At 63.9% G+C, this 21,471-nt stretch carries 20 protein-coding genes; 12 read left to right on the top strand and 8 right to left on the bottom strand.

Annotation, left to right across the window (positions count from 1 at the left end; translation table 11 throughout):
- Window positions 1–261 precede the first annotated feature (261 nt).
- The 5 genes from CBI38_RS37490 to CBI38_RS37510 all read right to left on the bottom strand — a co-directional run bounded on the left by CBI38_RS37490 (window position 262) and on the right by CBI38_RS37510 (window position 5,968).
- The gene (locus CBI38_RS37490) at window positions 262–1,458 is read right to left on the bottom strand and encodes a DUF2637 domain-containing protein (RefSeq protein WP_109336434.1); all 1,197 of its coding nucleotides are present in this window, start codon (window positions 1,456–1,458) and stop codon (window positions 262–264) included.
- 207 nt (window positions 1,459–1,665) lie between these two features.
- On the bottom strand, window positions 1,666–2,100 hold the full coding sequence (locus CBI38_RS38295) for a hypothetical protein (protein WP_230990489.1): 435 nt from the start codon (window positions 2,098–2,100) through the stop codon (window positions 1,666–1,668).
- Window positions 2,100–2,888 carry a ParA family protein gene (locus tag CBI38_RS37500; protein WP_162603436.1) on the bottom strand — a complete coding sequence of 263 codons (789 nt, stop codon included), beginning with the start codon at window positions 2,886–2,888 and terminating at the stop codon, window positions 2,100–2,102. Before CBI38_RS37500 ends, CBI38_RS38295 begins: the two co-directional genes overlap by 1 nt.
- Window positions 2,889–3,369: 481 nt before the next feature.
- Window positions 3,370–4,050 carry an MBL fold metallo-hydrolase gene (locus CBI38_RS37505; RefSeq protein WP_109336436.1) on the bottom strand — a complete coding sequence of 227 codons (681 nt, stop codon included), beginning with the start codon at window positions 4,048–4,050 and terminating at the stop codon, window positions 3,370–3,372.
- 175 nt (window positions 4,051–4,225) lie between these two features.
- Window positions 4,226–5,968 (bottom strand): helix-turn-helix domain-containing protein, encoded by a 1,743-nt coding sequence (locus CBI38_RS37510; protein WP_109336437.1) that lies wholly within the window; start codon window positions 5,966–5,968, stop codon window positions 4,226–4,228.
- A 717-nt stretch (window positions 5,969–6,685) separates the two neighbouring features.
- On the opposite strand from CBI38_RS37510, the gene CBI38_RS37515 reads away from it, so the two are divergent.
- Window positions 6,686–7,537, top strand: coding sequence for a class I SAM-dependent methyltransferase (locus tag CBI38_RS37515; RefSeq protein WP_109336438.1), 852 nt, complete (start codon window positions 6,686–6,688; stop codon window positions 7,535–7,537).
- Here CBI38_RS37515 and CBI38_RS37520 read toward each other — a convergent pair.
- The 3 genes from CBI38_RS37520 to CBI38_RS38300 form a co-directional block, all read right to left on the bottom strand.
- Entirely contained in the window at window positions 7,456–8,499 is a 1,044-nt protein-coding gene (locus CBI38_RS37520; RefSeq protein ID WP_109336439.1) for a hypothetical protein, read from the bottom strand. The two genes, CBI38_RS37515 and CBI38_RS37520, sit on opposite strands and share 82 nt — an antisense overlap.
- Window positions 8,500–9,070: 571 nt before the next feature.
- Window positions 9,071–9,505 carry a hypothetical protein gene (locus CBI38_RS37530; RefSeq protein ID WP_109336441.1) on the bottom strand — a complete coding sequence of 145 codons (435 nt, stop codon included), beginning with the start codon at window positions 9,503–9,505 and terminating at the stop codon, window positions 9,071–9,073.
- Window positions 9,506–9,511: 6 nt separating this feature from the next.
- A complete protein-coding gene (locus tag CBI38_RS38300) occupies window positions 9,512–10,279 on the bottom strand; it encodes a helix-turn-helix domain-containing protein (protein WP_204165071.1) in 768 nt (255 codons plus the stop codon).
- Between the two features lie 327 nt (window positions 10,280–10,606).
- Between CBI38_RS38300 and CBI38_RS37540 the strand changes: the two genes are divergently transcribed.
- The 11 genes from CBI38_RS37540 (at window position 10,607) to CBI38_RS37590 (ending at window position 21,465) form a co-directional block, all read left to right on the top strand.
- Window positions 10,607–11,941 (top strand): hypothetical protein, encoded by a 1,335-nt coding sequence (locus CBI38_RS37540; RefSeq protein ID WP_204165072.1) that lies wholly within the window; start codon window positions 10,607–10,609, stop codon window positions 11,939–11,941.
- A 56-nt stretch (window positions 11,942–11,997) separates the two neighbouring features.
- Complete coding sequence (locus CBI38_RS37545; RefSeq protein ID WP_109336443.1) at window positions 11,998–13,011, top strand: DUF8176 domain-containing protein; 1,014 nt, start codon at window positions 11,998–12,000, stop codon at window positions 13,009–13,011.
- Window positions 13,012–13,081: 70 nt separating this feature from the next.
- Window positions 13,082–14,782 (top strand): cutinase family protein, encoded by a 1,701-nt coding sequence (locus CBI38_RS37550; RefSeq protein ID WP_109336444.1) that lies wholly within the window; start codon window positions 13,082–13,084, stop codon window positions 14,780–14,782.
- A gap of 91 nt (window positions 14,783–14,873) precedes the next feature.
- A complete protein-coding gene (locus tag CBI38_RS37555; protein ID WP_109336445.1) occupies window positions 14,874–15,533 on the top strand; it encodes a hypothetical protein in 660 nt (219 codons plus the stop codon).
- Window positions 15,534–15,579: 46 nt separating this feature from the next.
- Complete coding sequence (locus tag CBI38_RS37560; RefSeq protein WP_109336446.1) at window positions 15,580–15,885, top strand: hypothetical protein; 306 nt, start codon at window positions 15,580–15,582, stop codon at window positions 15,883–15,885.
- Window positions 15,886–15,890: 5 nt separating this feature from the next.
- A complete protein-coding gene (locus tag CBI38_RS37565; protein ID WP_162603439.1) occupies window positions 15,891–16,160 on the top strand; it encodes a hypothetical protein in 270 nt (89 codons plus the stop codon).
- A gap of 17 nt (window positions 16,161–16,177) precedes the next feature.
- Window positions 16,178–16,816 carry a DUF8175 domain-containg protein gene (locus CBI38_RS37570; protein ID WP_109336448.1) on the top strand — a complete coding sequence of 213 codons (639 nt, stop codon included), beginning with the start codon at window positions 16,178–16,180 and terminating at the stop codon, window positions 16,814–16,816.
- A 1-nt stretch (window position 16,817) separates the two neighbouring features.
- Complete coding sequence (locus CBI38_RS37575) at window positions 16,818–17,630, top strand: DUF8175 domain-containg protein (protein ID WP_109336449.1); 813 nt, start codon at window positions 16,818–16,820, stop codon at window positions 17,628–17,630.
- Window positions 17,627–19,171 (top strand): hypothetical protein, encoded by a 1,545-nt coding sequence (locus CBI38_RS37580; protein ID WP_162603440.1) that lies wholly within the window; start codon window positions 17,627–17,629, stop codon window positions 19,169–19,171. The genes CBI38_RS37575 and CBI38_RS37580 overlap by 4 nt, the downstream gene beginning before the upstream one ends.
- Before the next feature lie 54 nt (window positions 19,172–19,225).
- The gene (locus tag CBI38_RS37585; RefSeq protein ID WP_109336451.1) at window positions 19,226–19,969 is read left to right on the top strand and encodes a hypothetical protein; all 744 of its coding nucleotides are present in this window, start codon (window positions 19,226–19,228) and stop codon (window positions 19,967–19,969) included.
- Window positions 19,966–21,465, top strand: coding sequence for an SCO6880 family protein (locus CBI38_RS37590; protein ID WP_109336452.1), 1,500 nt, complete (start codon window positions 19,966–19,968; stop codon window positions 21,463–21,465). Before CBI38_RS37585 ends, CBI38_RS37590 begins: the two co-directional genes overlap by 4 nt.
- Window positions 21,466–21,471: the final 6 nt, after the last annotated feature.

A 21,471-nucleotide genomic window follows, 5' to 3' on the forward strand; every position in this document is an offset into this window, starting at 1 on the left:
ACGGTCCCATGTTGCTTCCCGTTGACCCGCCGGCCCCACGATCCGATCAGGCACGCCTCCGTGCTGGGTTCGTTGCGCTGCACGGGGAGCGCAACGGCGACTTCCGTGCGGCCGCAACGTGTGGATGTTGCACCGCAACGTCGGACTCGGTGGACGTTGTTGCCGCAACGGGATTGTCGAGGGGTTGTCCTCGGACCGGTTGTAGGCGGTCAGGTCGAAAAGCGCGAACTGGTCGTCACTCCCCCAGCCTGGGGTCGGACATCACCGGGCACCGACCAGTGCGTACTGCTGGCCTGTCGTTGCTGCATTGCGACTGTCGGTTGCGTCGTCGACCTCGGGCAGCGGCGGGGTGCGGAACCCCGCCTGTACGGCTCGTTGCGCAACCTTGTCGTATCGGCGCATTGCGGTGGAGGCCGCCTTGGCGTGGGTGATCGTTGCGATTTCCGCGTAGCTGAGATTCTCGGTGATCCGGAGGCGAGCGGTTTCCTTGACTGTGGGGTCGAAGTCGTCGCAGGCGTCGATGAAGTCCAGGAGGTTCTCGATGGTCTGTTCCCCGTCGGGCAACACGTTGACCTCCGGTGACGCCTCGGGGGGCGCATTGCGGGCAACCGACGGCTCCCCCAGGTCTGCAACGGCTGCAACGCTGGGTGCATCCGCAACGAGCGGTTCGGCAACCACCGCAACAGTGGCTGGCGTGGCGTCCACCTGGTCCTCGATCGGCACCGACGCGTCGACAGCTGCGGTACCTTGCGGTGCCGGATCGCCGGCCTCGGCAACCGGCCCTGTGGCAACGTCGGATGCCGACGCAACGTCGGGTGCAACAGGGTTGGCCTGAGAGCGACGGAACGCTTCCCATGTTTGGCGGTTCATCTCGATACCTTGCTCCTCGAGCTCGTTGCCGAGTTCGTTGCGCGCCACCTCAGCCTTGACGTTTGCAGCCTGCATGAGGGCGTTGTACTCGGTGTAGGCGGTCCCGATGGACTTGATGAGAATGCCCACGCCGTGCGTAAAGGCCAGAACCAGCAGCGGCGGAATGATCGCCAGGAGGGCGGCGCCGGTCGGTGTGAGGGGGGTGTAGCCCAGGTCGATACCGGCGGCGAGTTTCCGTGCAGCGTCTTCACCGGCCCGGTGCGCGTGGTAGGCATTGCCGTAAACGCTGATGAGGACCACGCTGACAGCCAGCGCCAGAAAAAACTTCTTCCCCGCTGCACTTCCGTTGATCTTGCTCAGCGCAACGGTCGCGATCGTTGCGCCGAGGATTGCGCCGTCGACGATCGAGGGAAAGATCCAGGTGAGGTAGTGCGGGACACCGGCCTGCAATGCGAGGTCGCGTTGCACCGCAAAGGACAACACGAATGCACCAGAGGTGATACCCACCGCAATGGCGATCGCAACGGCGAGGGCTGCGATCAGGGAGCGGAGCTGGATTCGTGCTGCTCGGAGATTAAGGTCAATCATGATCGGGTTTTCCTTCCACGGTGTCCCGGTCGACGAGGCCCCTGCCGACCCACTCGGCAGGGGTCTCTCTTCGTTGCGGCCATTCGCTGACCGCGCTCGCGTGGCGCTGCTAAGCAATTCTTGCTGCTGGTAGGACCCATATCTTCTCGGATGCGCAATGCACCCTTTGCTCATATGGGCTATTTCAACCCATATGGGACGTAGGGGCTATATGGCAATTTCGTCTGCGGGCGCGGGGAAGGGTTCGCCGTTGTTGTACTGATTTTCGAGTCTGGCGCAAAGCTGGTCGATCGCGGTGCGGATGAATACCTGCTGACTCTTGATCCCGGTACGGGGGCGAGTGTGCTCGAGGGCTGCAACCATGCGGTCCTTCAACTCTTCCTCCAGCGACAGCAGAATGTCGGTGGTCTGAGCCTTCCGCTTCTTCTCCGCTGGCTGTCTCGCGGGTGCCGACGCCTTGCGCTGTTGCGGCGTTGCGGTCGGCGTTGCAGACGGGGCGGTCGTTGCGGGCGCAACCGGCGACGTTGCGGCCGGCTCGGGCGCAACAGGCTCTGGCATTGCGGTCGTCTTCGCGGCGGCTTGCTTGAAAGTATTGCGTGCGCTGCGAGGTGCGGGCGGGGCAGGTTTGGGAATTGCGCTCATCAGACGGCCACCTTCTCCAGGATTTCGATGAAGTTCTTATGCAGGTTGCGGGACCACGCGGGCTGGCTGGGGTGCTCGTCGAACCCCATTCCTACGTTGGTCAATTTCGATATGTCTGCCTTCTGCGGGATCGGGTCGCCGAGGAGCGCAATCTTGTCCTCAGCCGCGTAGTTCTTTAGATAGCTGACGATCTCGGCGTGATCGTTACGACGTCCGTCGATCTTGTTGATGACGATCCCGGCTATCGGGAGGACTTTGTCCATGTACTCGGCCAGGTCTTCGAGGGCCTCGCGAATCGAATCAAGCCCGTCGACGGCATCCGATTCCGGCTGAACGACGATCAGGACGTTATCCGCGGCGTACAGGGCGCTCCGAGAGACAAGGTCGATCGCGGGACGGCAGTCGATCAGAATGTGCTCGTACTCGCCCGAGACTGGCTTGAGAGCGCGAGCGAACGACATCTCTCCCCCAGGCTTCGTGCCGAGCTGATCTGAGACAGCCTGCAATTCGGCGAACCCGGATGGCAGGACATGAATCGCTTCACGCCGCGCCACGACGATCGCATCGCGGGCCGGTAGATCCGTCTGACGGTCGAGTACGTCAGCTAGCGAGTGTGGTGCGGGCTCGGATGTCGTGTAACCGGTGAGGTGCTTGGTTGAGTTGCCCTGCATGTCCGCGTCGACTAGCAGAACTGTGCGGCCTATCGCGGCGGCGGCGTGCGAGAGCCCATTGGCCACCGTTGTCTTTCCCACGCCGCCCTTGAGGTTCGCGATCGCAGTGATCGTCATGCCCCTCCCTTCCATTCCCATATGGGAGCTTATATAAGCTATTATTAGCTTATAGCATCGTAGCTTTGGTGTCGTGTCGTTAGATAGTGGAATCGTATGCAGCCCAATATCACTTAACCGGTAATGACACGCGGTTATATAGAGGAATTTTCGCTCATATTCGCTACCTAAAGCGCATCGCAAGGAAGATGACGCTCGATAAGAGCAGTTATCAAACCATCTGTTGATCTCATAAATGGCAGGTCAGCAACATCAGGGCTGACGCAAACTGCGCTCAGCCAACGGCTGGTGCCCTCACCGTCGAAACGATGAGGGCACCAGTTCTCGGATAGGGCGGTCATTTCCGGCTCGCCCGGAGGGAGGGATGGAGGGATGGACACCCGAGGGAAGCCCATCGAGCTTCAGGTTTCGTAGAACCGTGGGGAGTCTATCGCGATGGCATCGCACGATTCCGGATTGTGGTTCTCACTTTGGAACTCGACTACCAGCCTCGCTCGCGCCATTCGGCGAGGTGTGGCCGATCTACGCCGAGGGTGGTGTCGTCGCCGTGGCCAGGGTAGACGACAGTGCTGTCTGGGTATCGGTCGAAGATCTTTGTTTCCACGTCGGCGATGAGGGTGGCAAAGTTCTCGGGCTCCGCAGTCTTCCCGATACCGCCGGGGAAGAGAGAATCGCCGGTGAAGAGATGGGTTCGCCCACCGTCGGGTTCGGTAAGGGCGAGAGCGAGGGACCCGGGAGTGTGCCCGCGGAGATGAATGACTTCGAAGGTGAGAGCACCAATCGTGATCGTGTCACCGTCCACGAGAAGACGGTCTGGAGTGACGGGCAGGGCGTCCGCATCGAGTGGGTGCGCTGCAGTGAGGGTGCCGGTAGCCGCGACGACATCCTTGAGCGCCCACCAGTGGTCGATGTGCTGGTGAGTGGTTACGACCAGGCGAAGATCGGATGCTTCCTGCTTTACGAGCGCTGTGACGCGTTCAGGTTCGTTCGCGGCGTCGATGAGTAGCGCTTGCCCGGTCGCGGTGCACTCGATGAGGTAGACGTTGTTGTCCCCGGCCGCGACGGACATCTTGATGATGCGGCCGCCGGGGATCAGGCGCACTTGGGGGTTCGATCCAGGTGAGACGTGACCGGTGTAGGGCTGGTCGAGGGTAATAACCACGTTCAGTGGGACCTTTCTTTATCGCGGATTTGCGACGGTGGTCGCCGCCAGTGGTACATCATTCTGCTCGTGTCGGCGTACTGCGTCGGGGAGGGTACCGCGGGGCGATAAGGCAGCCCGCACCGGTGGATAGTTCGTCACAGTGACGAATTGCCTGCGATTATCTTGATTGCAGTCACGCCACAGCACCTTCCGCCGGTGCAAGACAGCTACGGACGATGTCACGTGCGGTCCGGTAGTCAGCCCGCCCGCTGGATTTTGTGGGAAATCTTCCGTACTTGATCCTGGCTGGTCCGTCGATCGGCAGCGCGAGGGTTGTTGCGACTTCAGAGTGACGTTTGAGTCCGCGCTTCTTGCCCTTCCGCCGTCGCCACGCTAGTTCGTCGTTCCACCATTCGAACAGCTCCCGATCGATGATGTGCCGCTCCCGTCTGCTAGCTGACACGTCGGCCACGCCTAGCTCCTGCGCGGCCCCATGAAGCCGCCTCAGCACTCTGTCCCCACCCCGCAACCGCGATCCAATCAGCTGGAGACGACTGAATCGCCGTAGGGTCTTTTCCACGGTCACAGGGGAGTAGCCCGTCGCACTCGTGACCTGCTGAGTAGTCCGTGCTCCACCGAGGAGCGCCCAGTGGATACGAGCAGCGGCAGCACCGAGACCGGGTCGGGGGGACCAGAGGTCGTGTGTGTGGTGAGCCAGGACTGTAAGACCGGGTTCCGTAAGCGGGGGCGGGTTCCCTTGTGTTGCAGCTGGATCTTCCCAACCTGTCGGGGGAAGATTGAGAGTCCAGCTGGCTGCTCTGGTGCCGGCCGCAGCAGAAGTCCGCGTGACCCACCCGGTTTGAGCAAGCACACGTAGGCGCCGCGAGATCGTCGACGCCGCAAGGCCCGCCCTCTGCGCAAGACGGCGACAGTCGATGTCCAGGGTGCGAGTACGGGCTGTACGGGCGAAGGAGATCAGGGCGTAGAGGATCCGCTCGTCGCTTTCGCCACCGGGTTGAGCGAATCGCGCTGCGTGGACAGTGAGGGCCCGTTCGATCGTGTCGAGATCTTCGTCGAGCGGTTCCTGGAGAGTGCGATCGGGGAGGTAGGAGAAGGAGGCGGCGCGCTGTAGGGCTCGGCCCCATTGACGGGCGACTTCGTCGCGGCCGTTGTCGCGGTCTTCCCGAAGGCGGACAAGTCCGGGCGCGGATGCGGCCGCGGTGCGGGCATCGCTGAGGGTATGGCCCGCACATGCCATCCCCAGAAAGATGCTGTGCGTGATGGCGCTTCGATCGGCACGCTTACCGGGTGCGGTGGAGAGGAGCTCCTGGGTGGCAGCGGACAGCAGACGGCGTGGGCGGTCGAGGTGAGGGTTTGTCTCCGGATCACCGATGCGGATCGGCGTGGCGCGTACCGTCGCCGAGGTCGCGGCTGTCGGCCTCGGTATGGGTGGGGTGTGGGGGTGGCGCGCTAGAAGCCAGGTGACGACTTCCGGCGTCGTTCCGCGGCTGACGCGGTTGAGAGCCTGGTTCAGCTCGACACCTGCCAGGTGGGGAACGGACCGTCCTCCGTTCCGATGGGGTGCGCCTGGAGGCCGCACAACCCCCGAACCAGGGTTTTCCAGGGGTGATCTGTCGAAGGTGGCGTAGTGCTGTTTGAGTACGCGGGCCAGTTCGCGGACATCAGCCGAATCGGCGCCGCCCTCGCTCAGGCGGAGCCAGATATGTTGGCCGCCCGCCGGGCCGGAATGCGCTCGCAGGTAATGGACACCGAGGCTGTCGAGGTGTGCGGCGAAGCGGTCCGAATCGCTACGAGCCTGATCGGCGCCAAGACGGGCAGAGTCGAAGTCGAACGCGAGAAGCCGAAAGCGGTGGTCCACCGAGCTTGCGAGATAGATCGCCCATGGATAGTCAGGCGCCTGCTGCGGCACCACCATGCTTGCGCGGTACTCGTGTGTGCGCGATGGGTCGACCCGGACGGTCCGGCGAGGCGACCATTGATGCGCAAATGTTTGATATAGATCAGCATGCGTGTGCTCGTTAGTTGAGACACGCGCATGAATGGAAACCTCATCAGGGCATGCAGTGATACCCTGGGTGCTGTCTACCACGACAGTCCCTTCGGGGAACATTTGAAAACCGCAGAGAACCGAGCGGCCACTCGTTTCTCAGACCTCGAATACCCTCGGCTTGCCCGCCGGGGGTTTTTCGATTGTCACTTGCGGTTGGAGTTTTGAGTCGCGGGTCAGCCCCGCGTCCACCTAGCGGTTCACGCTGTCTGTGGCAAGACCTCCTGTTGGATCGGTGCGACTAAGTCCGTGAGACCAATTTCCGCAGCCAAGATGGCGGAGACATAGTCGTTTTCGGTCATATCGTGCTCACGAGCGGCCCTGTGCACTGCCGCTTTGAGCTCCACCGGCACGCGAGTAACGAGCCGAGTGCGTTCTCCCTTGCTTGGCCGTCCTATGCGGCGTGTCGATGGTTGTGCCATGCCAGACATTGTGGTGCCTAAAATCTCTTCAAGATGGACGACACGCCGTAAGCAACGAAATTCATACGATCATCACAGGCAACATACATGCAACATATGAGCATCATAACGGTTCCGCCATCCCCGCTCCTGTCTTCGGGCCGGCATGCGGTAGAACCGGGGCATGAGCGAAGAGATCCAAAGCGAAGGCGACATCAGCGCAACGGCAGTGGCCGTCGCGCACTTCCGTGCTCTGGAGACCGGACGTGATGACCGCCTTTTTTCGGACCCCTTAGCAGCGCATTTCGTCGATGCTTCGGGGTTGCCGATCGGGTCAATCGGTCTCAGTGACGTGACAGCGTCGCGGGTCTATGAGTCGGTCGTCACGCGCACGAAGTTCCTGGACGACGCGCTGCGCGAGGCCGCTGCCTCGGGTGCGGTCAAGCAGTTAGTCGTGCTTGGCGCGGGCCTGGACACCCGCGCCCGAAGGCTCGTCCTGCCGGGGGTGGAATCGGCTTACGAGCTGGATCTCCCGCACCTCTTCAGTTTCAAGCGGCGCGCGCTCGATTCAGCGCCCACGACGCCGATCGGCGCTGCCTTTCCGGTCATTGACGTCGCAGCTGATCTCCTCGCCGATGATTGGGGGACACATCTGGTCGCTGCGGGATTTGATGCAAAACTGCCGACTGCATGGGTCGTAGAGGGAGTCTTCATCTACTTCACGACTGAGCAGAACGCCCAGATCATGAAACAGCTCACGCAGCTCTCCGCTCCCGGAAGTCGTCTACTGGCCGTCCATTTCGGAGTCGGTTCGCTTGAAGAGGCGCAGTCCAAGGAAATGGCGGCGCGCACTGAACAAGGGGGCTACGGCTTCAAATCCGTCGTTGCCGATCCCGGTGATTGGCTGGCCGAATGGAGTTGGGTAACCGAATCCGTATCGATAAAAGGCTTCGCTCAGACCCTTGGCAGGGAGGTCCCGTACCTCGAACAGCCAGGGCATGAGGTGGCCTGGCTCATTGCGTCGCGATTGCCGTGACAGGGTTGCTTGGGAGCTAGATCCGAGGCATCTGCGAGCTCTACCTGGAGATGGAATGCGGCGGTCGGTGTTCTCGCGGCCGCCCAGCAAGCCCAGCGGGTGTATTTCAGCTCGTGTGAGCGGTCCAAGACAACTACTGGGGTGTTTGCCCGTGCCGTGAGCCAGTCGCGGCCGTATTTGCGCAAGAGGCGGTAGCGCTGGAGTCGCTGGGGCAGTGGGGCGCCGGCGTAGATGCCGGCGGCCAATGCTGCGAATGCCAGCGCCGCAAGCACAAGTACCAGCGATATGGCCTTGGCGTTATGCGAGTATGCGTTGTCGATCCCCGAATACTGCAAGAACAGGTCGATCCCCTTGTGAGTGCAGTAGAGGATCCCGACCGCTGCTGCGCAGAACAATGCGCCCAGGGCGCGGGCCAGTAGGCCTCTGCGTACGAGGAACAGGGATACCGCACAGTGGTAGGCGGTCACACCACACGATGTGAGAATCGGTAGAAGGAACGCCAACCAGTACAACAGCACCGAGCCGGTGACGGGAAAATCGCTGGTCATGTAGGAGGTGGGCTGGTCGGCCATCGGCGAATACAGAAAGGCGATGGTCATCACGCCGACGATGAGGCCGGCCTGGAGCATCTGTAGCCGTGCCGAGAATTGCACGCCGCCTGTGATGTAGGCAGCGATACCCATTAAGGGAATGGCAATCAACGCCGCCCACGTCATACCAACCAGGGACATGATGTTGGCGACGCCTGTGAAGTCGCGGAGTCGTGGATTGATGATGTCGTCCGTGATCACGGGTACCCGACAGAGTTTGGCGAACCCGAGGCATAGGAGGAGCTGAGTCACAGGATTGGACAGTCCCGCCAGAGGGCCACGAGTTCGAGTTGCGGCACCATCGACGACAATCCGGTAGGAAGCGACGGCGAGCACTGCTAGCGAGATCACGGCAGTGATAAGGATCGTCATTGGTCCCATCCGAAGGCACGCGCAGCACGTTCGAGCATCCGACGATGCCGAGGTGATGCATCCTCTGGTACCAAAGGCGCCGTCAACTCCGACCCCTTCTCCAGGAGAATCCGACTGAACCATTCGGCTTGCCGCTCGACCGGCTCTTGGTATTGGGATCTCATCAGGCACAGAGGAGTCGAGAATCGCGTGATCATCTCTCGCGGCAGACGACTGTTGAGACGCGAATTGTATCGCGCGACGGCCTCACGGCTGAGACGACCATGGCTGAGTACGATGTGGCCCAGCTCATGACAGATGATTGCGTTGCGTTGCATTCCGGTTGCCCCAGAACGGTAAAAGACGAGGTCACGGTCTTCGCGTGGAACCCACAGTCCCGACACTTCCCCGCTCAGCTTCGGCTTGCGCTGGAGTGGAGCAATGACGATAGGCCGACCACGTTGCAGGCTCAGTTCCGCGATGAGCCGGTCGAGTGACCACGGCCGCTGCATAGGCATCCTGGCGACCGCACGTTCGGCGATCTCTTTATCTTCGTCCTCGCCAGCAAGTTCGTTCACGATTCCCTCGTCGTCTACTTGGTTGTTCGGCGGCCATCTTCGGCGGCCTCGATCTCGCTAAGTAGCTCGTGGAGTTCGTCTCGCGCTTCCTGACTGAGATCCTCGGTAGACGAACGGAAACCCCCGACTAGGACAGTCTTCGTGTCACGCTGCACTAGCAAGGTCTCGAGATTGTTGAAGTACTCGACGTACTGCGCCGGTTCATCGGAAAGGTAGACGGGTTCATCCCAGCCGAGCGCTTCCGCGATAGCTATTGCCACTGCGGGGTCGGGTAAGCGGTGCCCGATGCGAATGTCTTCGACCTCATCAGCGGTCAACGCCATGCCGGTACGTCGCGACACTTCTGCGGCAATATCTTCGTACGGCGCCGGGGAGTCCGCGCTCTTGCACCACAGGACGAACAACAGATCAAGGCGTTGAAACAACGGGATTTCACGATATTTGCTCATGGTTTTTCAGCTCTTTCTTGCTTGTAGTACTCGCTGCTTGGCATGCCAGCGCTGATGGAACGCGTCGCGGGTGACCTCGTTGAGGTCTTGTTCCTTGCCTGCGAGCCAACGGCGGTAGAGCTGTTCCTCTGCTACCTCGGGGTCAGCGCTCTGCACTGAGCTGGAAAGGTGCTCACGGTAGGCCATTTCGACAGCTGGAGTAAGCACGCGACCTGGCCCTCCAGCGCGTTCGAGAACTTCTGTCGCGTAGGCGGCACTGAGTTTTCGGATGATGCTAGCCAGTTCGTCGGCGGCCTTCTCGGCGGTCGGCAAACAGGATGCTGGCAAATCCTCGCGGGTAAGGACGTCGTAGACGACATCGGGCGTGGTCAGCAGTCCTCGTACGAGTTCGACGGAAATCTCAAGCTTGCTGAAATTGAGCGGATTTGCCGGCGCAGAGAGTTCTGAGTTCTCTGCTGACTCCGTATCGAGTGGATCAGGTTCGCCACCCGCCAGTGTTCGGGCCGCGCTACCGGGGGCCCACCTCAGCCCCTCGTCTAACCGCCGCAGGGTCCGCGCCCTTGGCGGGGCCGTTGTCGAGGTCGGATTCTCGATTCGCGCCAGGGTCGTGTCGGCGGGACCGCCAGCTGCGTGTACCTGGTCCCGAGTCAGACCCAACCACCTTCTCCGTGCAGCGACGACAGCGCCGAATTTCTCGAGCTCACGGTGGTTGGGCATGCATTCACAGTAAATGCGGACCCGGCCACAGAAGGAACCACCCGCCGACGAAACCATTCGACTACTCGTACGATGCCTTTATGATGCTTGTGAATATACCAAACGTTGCTTCTGTGAGGTAGCTTGACGCAGGGGCTGTCCCTTCGACAGAGCCGTGCGGCCCTATTTCCCACTGTGAGACCAGCTCGACCCGTGTCGTTTCCACGTACGAACGGCGGCACGTTAATGGAAGGAGATCGACTGATGGCGGATCACGATGTGGCTCCAAAGCTTGTCGGTCTGGGGCCTGTAGCAGCTCGTCCCCTCGAGATGAGCAGGGCCGTAGGGCCCGTCCTCCCTAGCAGCCCAATGGTGGTTGCACCACCGAAAGAGAAGGAAATCAAGATGACGCATAACAGATCTAGCGGCCGCCACCGTCACCGCATGGAGCGGGTGACGGTGGCGGGAACTATTCCAGTGGTCATCGCTTTGACGTTGGGCGGCGTTGCTCAAGCAGAACCGGACGCCCAGCCGGGTGTATCGGTGGAGCAGGCTCAGCCCGGTGTGAGTGGTGAGCAGTCCCAGCCAGGTGTGTCGACACCCGCACCGGCACCGCAGCGCGAGTATCTGGCCGGGTATCAGCCCTCTCCGGAGGTTGCCGCCTCTCTGGGCCGATCTTACGAGGATTTCCAGAACGGGAATCAGTATGTCGAGGCACCGATCTACACGGAGCCGATGTATCCGCAGGCCTACTACGAGCCCGCCCCCAATCAGGAGCAGTACTACGGGAATCCGGGTGCGCAGTGGACTGAACCACCGCCCGCGCCCGAAGCGGCCCCGGCTGCGCCACCGGTTCCGATGGTGAAGCGGAAGGTCATCGCACCAGTCGATGCACCCGAGGGGTACCTCTTCACCGGTGCCGGGTTGATCCAGCAGCCGCCGTGGATGCTGGACGCGGACCGGGATCGGATCACGAACACGATCGCCGCCGTGCAGGCCGACGCGGGTAACGCCCTTATCAACGCTGGTGTCGACGCACCCCAGGCCGATCGGGTCACCGGCGGTGCGATCGGCGGCGGGTTACTCGGCGCGGGTATCGGACTCACCGCTTTGGGCGGGCCCGCCGCGGTTGTCGGAGCGGGCGGCGGTGCGCTGATCGGTGCCGGTATCGGTGCCGCTGTGACCGCCCCGACCGGCGGTTGGGGTGTGGGTCCGGGTGCGGCGATCGGCGCTGGAGTCGGCGCGGCCGTGATAGGGCTGCCCGCGGCCGCGGTCGGCGCCGGGGTGGGTGGTGCCGCCGGCGCTTTGGTCGGTGCCACGGTCTTCGGTGGCCAGGACCTCACGATCGAGGAACCGGCACCGGCACCGTCGGCCCCTGCCGTCGAGGCAGTTCCGGCCGCACCTGCTCCGCTGTGGACACCACCGGTGATCGATACCAGCGCTGTCACCGCACAGACGGTGGCGGTGGTCGAGCAGGTTGAACAGTTCCCCGCTGGCGCAGAGGTTGTCGAGCAGGCACGCGATTTCACGGAAACGGCACCGGCGTACGTCGAGCAGGCAGCACCGCAGGTGAACGCGACGCTCACGCAGGTGCGTGGCGCGGCGCTGGCACAGCAGGGCGGCGGCCAGGTCGTCGCCGCGGCGGACCAGGCCGGTGCGAACGCGGCGGCCGCGGCCGCACCAGTGATCGAGCAAGCATCAGCGTTCGCCGGCGCCGTGGTCGCCGGCCTGAACGCCTGATCACAGCAGTAGGAACCGGCACCCCGTTACGGGCGTGCCCGGGTGACCGGAATCCGATGACGAGCACCGAACAGGAGATGGGACCGATGGTGGATTCGCGATTCGATGGAGACAACCGTGTGGACGAGAGTGCCATCGAAGACTGGTTCACTGCGCCGCCGTCGCCGGATTCCGGGAACACCGATGATGCTCCTGCCGACCCCGCGGACGGGGTCGGCAGGACGGCATTCTCCGTCGTAGAAGGCGGCAACGGGCTCGAGGATGCGAACGCCGAGGAAGACGACTGGTTCGATGTGACCAGCCCGATTCTCGGCGCCCGACCCGAGACCGAACCCATGCCGCACCAGCAGGGCGGCTCGGAGTGGAGCGACACCGATTCGACCATGGGGAAGCCGTGGCCATCGGACCCTGCTGCTGACGGCGTGGGACCGGATTCATGGGTGGTGGACCAGCACCGGGGGGATACCGCAGCGAGGGCCGCGGATGAAACAGGCCGGTCATGGTTGTCTCGTCACCGCACCGCGGTGGCGGTCGGCGGATCGATTACGGCGGCCGTCGCTGTCCTCGCCGGTGTCGCTGCGACCGCGGTGGCCGCATTCTCAGCACCCGATAACCCTCTGCCGATCAGTGCGGTGATCACCGCGAGTTCGACGGTAGCGGTGACACCATCCCCGGCGCAGGCAGCGGCCGACGGAGTTCGCCCGTGGTGTTTCGGCTTCACCGGGGGAGAGCCGATCGATGGGTCGTCCCCGGATGCCGGCGAAGCGGCGATCGCGAGGTTCCAGGCCGCGTACTACGTCGACCGCGATGCCGCCAAGGCCCGCTCGTTCGTGGCGGAGGGCGCGGTCGTGGGAACGGTCGAGCAGATGACCGAAGCGCTCGCCACCCTCGCACCGGGCACCGAGCATTGCCTGCTCGCGTCGGCGCGCGGTGGCGGTGCGTACGTGGTCGATCTGTTCGTGCGCCCACCCGGCGGTGCCTCAGCCCATTACCCGCAGAACGTGGCGACTACGCCGGGACCGAACGGCGGGGCGCTGATCACAGCGATCACGGTCAGGACAGGGGAGTAGCCCGTGACGAATCCGGACGGTTCCGGTGCCCGAATTGTTGCCATCAATCCTCGAGAGGGGCAGTAAAGATATGCACATTCATTCACCGACTCTTCTGCGCGCGGCCGCGGCCGCATCTACGGCGCTGATGCTGGTCGCTATGGCAGGGACCGGTGCCGCAGGAGCGCAGCCTGCGACGTCGACTCCATCCTCACCGACGACCACGACCCCGGTTTCTGCGTCAGCAACAGATTCGGGATGCACACCGTTGCATCTGCTGTTGGTCAACGGGACCACCGATTCCTCACCGACTGCGCCGACCGATCAGGACGGTGGTTTCTTCTCTCAAGTCGCGATCCCGGCCCTGCTGGCGGCGAACGGCGACAACGGCAGCAAGAATGTGATCGATCGCTCGTACGTGAACTACTCGGCGAGTTTCGGTGGCAAACCTGGTGATCAGTCCACGGACACCTACGAGCAGTCCGTGCAGATGGGAATCACCAATGCTGCGGTGATGCTCACTGATTTGGCGAGCAAGTGCCCGGACACCCAGGTCTTCATCGGCGGGTACAGCCAGGGCGGACAAGTAGCCTCGGCGCTCGTCCGTGAGATCGGTGCCGGTGAGGGGCCTATCTCGGCGGACAGGTTCGCCGGCGCAGCATTGTTCTCGGACCCGACTCGCCCTGCAGGTGCGCCGGTCTTCGCGTCGTCGTCGCAGACAGCCCCTGCGGCCGCACCCGGAGCTAAGGGTGATTCGGTCGAATCGGTCGAGGTTTCTGCGATACAAACCCCGGCCGGTGGAGGTATCGCTCCGGAGACGACGGGGGAGAGGTCCTTTGGCCAGGTCGCGGATCGGGTTGCCTCGTTCTGCACGCCGGGTGATCTTGCCTGCGATACCCCTGCCGACGCCCCGTTGGCGCGCATGGTGGCCAATATCGCCGGTCAGTCCAACATGAACACGCAGGACCCGGTGGCGATCTTGACCAGTGTGGGTGCCGCGTTAGGACAGTCGGTGATCTACACCGGGGCCTCTGTCGTCAACGACAACATCAACTTCGATTCCAAGGCAGGCGTTTTCACTGTCAAGGACTCGGGCACCACGGTCCTCAATCGAATGGTCGCCTACAGTGATCCGTCCAAGCGGGCGGACGGCATCAGCGAAGCGGTGTCGGCGGTGACGAAGATCGCCGGTATGGGCATCGCCGCGGCCGTCACCGTGGCCAAGGATGTCCTCACGCCGCAGTCCATCGCACAGATCGCGGCGGCCGGGGTGGCTGGGCCGCAGGCGGCGATCGGTGTGCTGGGTGCCAAGATCCTCACTGCGACCGTCAAGCTCGTCCCGCCGGCCACGGTCGACAAGGCCGTCACCCTCGCATTCAACGAGGTCAAGTCCGGTATCGCGGACAACAAGGGTCTGGCGAAGATGGCGACCGATACCGCCTACTGGGACACCATCGCCAAGCACGGAAGCTACACCACGGTCCCCGTGGGAACCGGTGGCCAGACCCCGGTGGAGTTGGTGACGGAATGGATCGTCGCGCTCGCCCACGATCTGACCGGTGACCAGGTCCGCCGTACCGGGTCGACGACACCCGATCAGTCCGGGCCACTGCTGGCAGCGATCGGACAGCAGAGCCGTTCGGCATCGGAAATCCTCGGAACCAGCGCCACTGCGGGTTCGACATCGTCGACGAGGCCGTCAACGACCTCCACCTCGCCGAGCAGCCCCGCAACCAGTTCGCCGAGTTCCGCGACCGTCACCGCAACACCGACCCCAGCCGGAATCAACTGAGCCGCAGGTGAGGGGCACCCCCGGGTGTCCCTCACCCCCGGCCAGTTGTTCGCGGTGGTGGTGGCACCCCCGTTGATGGAAGGACACGAAGATGGCTTCACTTCTCTCCCGCGAGGGTGATCCCGGCAACGACCCCGGCACCGTGACCGGTCGGGTCGTCGTTCCCGCTGGACTGCGGATTCCACCAACCGAATCACAAGCTCCGGTGTGGGATACGGCGATCGCGACGACAACTCCCAGGCCGGCGTTCTGGCTTCTCGGCGCGCACGACACCGCCGCCGGTGTGGCGACGTTGACGCGTACCTGGGCACCTGCCGGTGACTCCCGGATGGGATGGCCGGCCGCGGATCGCTACCGCAGCGTGGTCATCGTCGCCCGCACGCACCGTGAGGGATTGCAGAGTGCTCACGACCTGCTCTTGCAGTCAATCGCCGGATTGACCGGCGGCTGCTCACTGCTGGGACTGGTCAGCGTGCCCGATGCCCCCGGAAAGCTGCCCGCCACGCTGCGCCGGCAGCGGGGCGTCGTCGAATCGGCTGCCCCGCGGGTCTGGCGCCTGCCGTACCTACCGCACTACCGCACCTTGACCTACAAGCAGATGCCGGTGTGGTCACCGAACGATCCCACGCCGCCGCCAGGTTCGAAGCTGCGGCGCGCAGACCCGACCGAATACCCGGACCCCAAACTCGTCGAGGTCGGGGCGGAGATATTCGACGCCGCCCGCCTCGCTGCGACCCGTCAAGCCCCCTGAATTTTTTCCCCTCGAAGTTCCCCCTCTCCGAAAGAAAGGCACTCTCATGGTTGCAGTCCTCAGTTCCGTACAGGTCGCGTATCACGCTGCCAGCGTTGATGTTCTGGCACAGATCGGCACCGAGCCCCCGCAGCCGCCGCCCGGCGTCGACAAGTTCCTGCTGCTGCTCTCCTGGGTCAAATGGGGTGGCGTCGTCCTCGCGATCGCCGGCCTGGTCATCGGCGGGGTGATGCTCGCTATGGAGCGCAGCGGCGCCCGCGACGGCGACGGCAAAAGCAAGATCGTCGGCGCGATGATCGGCGCGGTCGTCATCGGTCTCGCCCCTGCCGTCATCAATCAACTCGCCAGCTGACCGTGATGAGCACAGCGGTGCTGATCGGCCAGCCTCCTGCCGATCGGCAACGGCTCCCCACCGAAGCGTGGGAGCCGTTGATGCTGGTGGTGCGGTACGTGAGCTGGATCGGCATCGTCGCGTGCATCGCGGCCCTCGTCACCTTCGGTGCGATGCTCGCCTACCAGCGTGTGACCACCAGCCACATCCTCGAGGACAAAACCCTGTTCCGGATCTGCGGCTGCGCGGTCCTCGTCGGCTCTGCCGCCGCCATCGCCAATCGCCTGATCGTCTGAGAAGAGAAGAGAAAACCATGCGCACTATCGGTCGCCGCTCGGTTACCGCGCTCGTCCTGGCGGCGACCGTGCTCGCCGCCTCTGCGGGATGTGGATCGGAACCGGATACCTCCGACCCCGTCGTGCCGCCGGTGGACACCACCACCGCGCCAGCCCATCTGAGCTGGGAAAGCTACAACGGTGTTCGGCTGCCTCGCTCACCCGAGGACGGTCCGAAGACCACCTCCACGATTCCCTCCGGCTACTCCAACACCCCGCAAGGCGCTGTCCTGGCCGCGATCCGCGGACAGGCGTACCTGGCGCTCACCCCGGATACGAGCTGGGGACAGATGGTCTCGGTTGTCACCGCCCCTGGCCCTGGCCGCGATGAATTCGCGGCGAACCGGGCGTTGGTCTCGGTCACCGGCCCGGTCCCAGCCGAGCAGGCACCGAAGTTCATCGCCTTCAAGGTCACCGAGTACACGCCCGGCGATTCCGCCACCGCCGCTGTCGACGTCGTGCAGGAAATCGGTTCCCCGCCAGCCCGCTTTGTGTACCCGGTCGCCTTGCAGTGGATCGGGGACTGGCGGCTGGTCCTTCCCACGGCCGCAGAGAACGTCGATGCCCGCGAGGCCCACAGCCTCGACGGCTACACCCTCATTGAGGAGAAGAGCTGACATGAACGCCAAACAGAAATGGATGATCGGCGGGGCGTTCGCTCTGGTCGTCGTACTCGTCGCGGCCGCGTTCGCCTGGTTCGCCGGCAGTGACGCCACCGAACCCACACCACCGGTAGCCGCTCCGCGGAGCCCCGAGCCTTCAGCGCAGGGCAACAACGGGGCAACCGGATTCGGGGACCCCACCACCGATCTGGCCGGTCGGAAAGTGATGATTCCGAACAATCCTGCGGGAATGATCCTTCCGCAGCGCGACCCCGGGCCGCGCACTGAGTGCTCGACAGATCAGCCCACCACTTCACCTGGTGGAGTGATGATTCAACGCACCTTCAATGTCGCGACCTTGTTCTCCGAAACCGATGGCCCGACGACATCGGACGGAAACGTGATCTCCGGATACTCGAGAACCCCGCAGGGTGCGGCGCTGGCGGGGTGGAACGTGATCGCACGCTCGTACGTCGGCGGACAGGTGACGGTCGATTCGATTCGTCAGATGACTGTCCCGAGTCCGGAACTCGACGCGCTGCTCGACAATCCCGATCGCGAGGGCGCCGACCCGAAGAACCTCCAATCGTTGCAGGCCCCGGATGCGTTCCGGGTACTGAGCTGTGACCCGGACTTCGTCTCGGTCGAGTGGGGCATGAAGCGCACCGTCGACGAGAACGGTGCCTTGCCTTCCCCGATCTGGAAGGGCATTCGAACGAACCTGCTCTGGCGCGATGGGGACTGGCGAGCACAGTTCAACCGCGAGTCGATCTCCGCCGGTCAGACGTATTCCGCGTTGGACGGCACCTGGACACGGTGGTCACTGTGAAGCGGATCGTCGCGGTACTTGCTGCGTTGCTGTTCTTCTCGTTGAGCAGCGTCGGTGTCGCTGCGGCCCAGGACCGGCCGAGCGTTCCCCCTCCGTCGGAAGGTCCGACACTGAACTTGCCGGACGACACCGGAGCGCAGGGCAACGAGTTCCAACAAGCACGGCGGGAATGCCTGGAAAAGGACCACATGGGTGGACCCTCAGGATGGCTCGACGACGCTACCGGCGGCCTCTTGAGCGAGGCGTTCTGCTTGGACAAGGCATCGACGGATCATCCGGGTGCCGCGTTCTCCACCGCATTGTCCTCGGTCGCATCGACCTTCTGGGACGACCCGGTGGGCAAGTTCGCCAAAGCGGTCATGGAAGGCAACATCGCCGCATTCTCCACGGTCATGACCTTTTGGATGTCCGTCCCGATTCCCGGGCTGACCGGTGGTGATGCGATGACCGGTATCCGGAACATCACCTGGGAGATCCAACTGGTGGCGTTCGTCGTCGGCATGATCGTCGCGGCCGCGAAGTTGGCGATCGCCCGGCAGCAAGCCGTCGCGGAGGGTGCGGACGAAACCGCGAAAATGCTGACTCGGACCATCTTCGCGGCCGGTCTGCTCCCCACGCTCGTCATCATCTTCCATCTCACCGGTGACGTGTTCTCCACCTGGGTCCTCCAGCAGGCATCGGGCGGAGACCTGGGTGCCAAGGTCACGGCCATTGCGTGGATCGACGAGAAGACGGGCCTGGGACCAGTCCTGGCCCTGGTGCTCACTGGTCTCGGGTTACTCGGGTCCGTCTCGCAATTGATCGCATTGCTCGTCCGTGAGGCTGTGCTGGCGATTGTTGTCGGTTTGGCTCCGGTAGCGGCGGCGCAGTCGGCGACCGGAACGGGCCGTCAGAGTTGGGCAACGATGATGGGCTTCGTCGTCGCGGCGTTGCTGTTCAAGCCGGTCGCGTCACTGTTCTACGTGTTCGCCTTCTGGTCTTCGTCATCGAACGTCGCCTCCGCTGCGGTGATCGGTTCGGTTCTGCTGGCAGTGGCAGGTTTGTCGCTGCCCTCGCTCATGGCGGCTGTTGGACCTGTCGGCGGCGGTGGTGGCGGCGGAGCGCAGCAGGCCGCGGCGATGGCCGGTGCTACCGGAGCGGTGCTCGGCAGTGCGGCCGCCCTGGGGACCCGGGGCGGATCCGGTGGTGTTCGCGCTGGCGGAGCCGGCGGCGGATCGACCGGCGGTGGCGGCGGCGGTAAGGGTTCTCCCGCCTCCGGTGCGGCGTCGTCGTACGGCGGCCGATTCAGCAGCGGGAAGTCGTCCGGTGGTGGTGCACCGGGTGCCCGCAGCTCCGCAGCAGCGGCAGGTCGTTCCCTCGGCCGCGTGGGTTCCGGTGTCGCCGGAGCTGTCGGCGCCGGCACACGAACGGCCGCGTCCGCGGCGGGAGCGCTCGGCCGCGGCGCTGCGGTCGCCGGCCAAGCGGCGAGCCAAGGCGCGGCAGCAGCGGCGAACATCGCTGGCGGCGCTGTCGGCAACTACCACGGTCACATTCCGAGATAAGGGTTCTTTCACCCTGTTTCGCCACTTCTTCTCCTTCTCAGAAAGCGAGTTCCGATGAGTACCGAGGCCTCTGCCCGATCATCGCTGGCAACCCGAATCGATTCCCTGTCCGCAGCCTTGACGAGCGCAAAATATTCCTCGGTGGGCGGGTTCATCCGGGAGATGTGGTGGACCCTTCGCCCCGTCGTCTTGTTCGCCGCTCACGTGACCCTCCTGACGTTCGTGCTCGGGTTTTCGCGGTGGGCTGCCCTCGGCACGGTCCGCGGCGACATCTCCGAGGCCGGTACGTCGCATCCGACGCTGCTGAGCATCGTCGATGCCTGCGACGCCGTGATGCGGGCGGCGGAAGCGATCGGGTCGAGCAGCGTGGCGGCAACCTCCGCATTGTGGACCGCATGGATCGCCGCACTACTGGCGGCCGTCTCCTCGGCGGTGTCGATCCGCCTCTCGCAGCGGCAGGATATGACCGTCACCAGCTCGTTGGCCCGACCCCCACGCCGCCTGGTTCGGGAGGTGTTCGCGGTAGTGCTGGCGTGCGCGATTTTGGCGCAGCTTGCCGGCGAACCCAGTCATCTGGTTGCCGTGCCCGTGTGGGAATCGGCAGTGGTCATCGCGTTTCTGATGTGGACAACGGTGTACGCCGAGCACCGCTGGATGGTTCCTCCGAAGCGATACACGCGCTTGACGGAGCTGCCGGTTGGGACACCGATCACGATCGGTCGGGACGCTCGCGCACTCGACCCGCTTGCCGATCGGGTGGTCGGTGCAGCAACTGGCACCACGGATACGACCCGATGAGCGCCGTGGCCGAGCGGACGAATGAACGTCCGCTGTACGGGTCGGGTTCGGTTCCCCGTCGCACTGGCATTTTCGGTTTGTCGATTTGGGCGAGTTCGTTCGCCGCCGTCGGCTTCCTGACCTCCCTGATTGTGGGCGTGAGCTCAGACGTTCTCAAAGGTTTCATCCTGGCCGCGGTGTTCGCGGTAGTGATCGCCCCCTTGGTGATCCGGTGGGGTCACCGCTCGATGTACGAGGTGATGCAGTTGAAGATTCAGTGGTGGAAGCGTGCGGCAACGGGGTCGACCGTGTACCGGTCCGGCCCGCATTCGCGGATTCCGGGGGGCCGCTTCCGCCTTCCCGGCCTGCTCGCATCGACGACGCTGCACGTCGGCGTCGACCGGTTGGGAAACCCGTTCGGGATGATCTACCGGCGCCGCGGCGCCGAGTACACGGTGGTCCTCGAATGCTGGCCCGGCGGCGACGAAGCGTTGACGACGCCGGAAAAGGACTTGATGACCGCCGACTGGGGCGCCTATCTCGCCGGTCTGGGCCTGCCGGGTGACATCATCGCGGCGGTGGCGATCGTCGAATCGATTCCGGCCACGGGATACCGGTTGGGCCTCGAGGTCGAGCAGTCCATCAAGCAGTCCCGCTCCGAGATCGCATCTCGGATTCAGCGCGAAGCCGCCGTGGAGTTCCCCTCGGGTAGGTCTCAGACGTTGTGCCGTTTGGCGATCACGTTCAAGGCGACGACGCGCGAACGCCGCACCGAGCCGGAGGAAATGGCGGCCGAGCTGGCGCGGCGCTTGCCCGCCGCGTACGAGGACCTGCTCAATGCCGGTGTCGAAGCCTCGCCGATGTCTGCTGAGCAGATCGTCGCGTTCGTGCACCGCAGCTACAACCCGTCCGCGGAGCGCGAGCTCGAGGAACTCGAGATCCTGGACGAGTCTCACGGTATCGATTGGGAGGATGCCGGTCCGGCTGCGGCCGTGACGAAGTGGGATTACTACCGGCACAACGGTGTCGTTTCGGTCGTGTACGAGATGAAGGCGCCGCCGGAGTCGGTGTTCACCGACGAGGTCCTCAAGCCGCTGTTGCGGCCGCACGACGACTTGGATCGTAAGCGTTTGGCGCTCGTGTACCGCCCCTTCTCGGCTGGGGATGCAACCAAGCAGGTCAACCGCGATCACAAGGATGCCCGCGCCGCGGTGAATCAGAAGTCGGGTCTGGTGTCGGCGGCGGCGGAAATGCGGGTGGAGACCACCGAGCAGGCCCGCCAGGAACAGGTCCGCGGTGCCGGTCTGGTGCGTTATTCAGCGCTGATGACGATCACCTGCGCCACCGGGTCGGAGGTACCGAATGCGTCGTCGATCCTCGAATCCTTGTCCGCCCGCGCGATGTTGAAGCTGGTTCGCGCCTACGGAATGCAAGATGCCGCGTTCGCGGCAGGACTCGGTGTCGGGGTGTTGCTGGGTGAGCACACGACCACCTCGAAGATCGCCCGCAACGGCTGAAGGAAG

The organism is Rhodococcus oxybenzonivorans, assembly GCF_003130705.1.
GTDB lineage: Bacteria > Actinomycetota > Actinomycetes > Mycobacteriales > Mycobacteriaceae > Rhodococcus_F > Rhodococcus_F oxybenzonivorans.

Coding starts and splice junctions, on each gene's coding strand:
- CBI38_RS37490 (WP_109336434.1), bottom strand. CDS start 1,458: ATGATTGACCTTAATCTCCGAGCAGCACGAATCCAGCTCCGCTCCCTG.
- CBI38_RS38295 (WP_230990489.1), bottom strand. CDS start 2,100: ATGAGCGCAATTCCCAAACCTGCCCCGCCCGCACCTCGCAGCGCACGC.
- CBI38_RS37500 (WP_162603436.1), bottom strand. CDS start 2,888: ATGACGATCACTGCGATCGCGAACCTCAAGGGCGGCGTGGGAAAGACA.
- CBI38_RS37510 (WP_109336437.1), bottom strand. CDS start 5,968: ATGGTGGTGCCGCAGCAGGCGCCTGACTATCCATGGGCGATCTATCTC.
- CBI38_RS37515 (WP_109336438.1), top strand. CDS start 6,686: ATGAGCGAAGAGATCCAAAGCGAAGGCGACATCAGCGCAACGGCAGTG.
- CBI38_RS37520 (WP_109336439.1), bottom strand. CDS start 8,499: ATGACGATCCTTATCACTGCCGTGATCTCGCTAGCAGTGCTCGCCGTC.
- CBI38_RS37530 (WP_109336441.1), bottom strand. CDS start 9,505: ATGAGCAAATATCGTGAAATCCCGTTGTTTCAACGCCTTGATCTGTTG.
- CBI38_RS38300 (WP_204165071.1), bottom strand. CDS start 10,279: ATGGTTTCGTCGGCGGGTGGTTCCTTCTGTGGCCGGGTCCGCATTTAC.
- CBI38_RS37540 (WP_204165072.1), top strand. CDS start 10,607: ATGACGCATAACAGATCTAGCGGCCGCCACCGTCACCGCATGGAGCGG.
- CBI38_RS37545 (WP_109336443.1), top strand. CDS start 11,998: ATGACGAGCACCGAACAGGAGATGGGACCGATGGTGGATTCGCGATTC.
- CBI38_RS37550 (WP_109336444.1), top strand. CDS start 13,082: ATGCACATTCATTCACCGACTCTTCTGCGCGCGGCCGCGGCCGCATCT.
- CBI38_RS37555 (WP_109336445.1), top strand. CDS start 14,874: ATGGCTTCACTTCTCTCCCGCGAGGGTGATCCCGGCAACGACCCCGGC.
- CBI38_RS37560 (WP_109336446.1), top strand. CDS start 15,580: ATGGTTGCAGTCCTCAGTTCCGTACAGGTCGCGTATCACGCTGCCAGC.
- CBI38_RS37565 (WP_162603439.1), top strand. CDS start 15,891: ATGAGCACAGCGGTGCTGATCGGCCAGCCTCCTGCCGATCGGCAACGG.
- CBI38_RS37570 (WP_109336448.1), top strand. CDS start 16,178: ATGCGCACTATCGGTCGCCGCTCGGTTACCGCGCTCGTCCTGGCGGCG.
- CBI38_RS37575 (WP_109336449.1), top strand. CDS start 16,818: ATGAACGCCAAACAGAAATGGATGATCGGCGGGGCGTTCGCTCTGGTC.
- CBI38_RS37585 (WP_109336451.1), top strand. CDS start 19,226: ATGAGTACCGAGGCCTCTGCCCGATCATCGCTGGCAACCCGAATCGAT.
- CBI38_RS37590 (WP_109336452.1), top strand. CDS start 19,966: ATGAGCGCCGTGGCCGAGCGGACGAATGAACGTCCGCTGTACGGGTCG.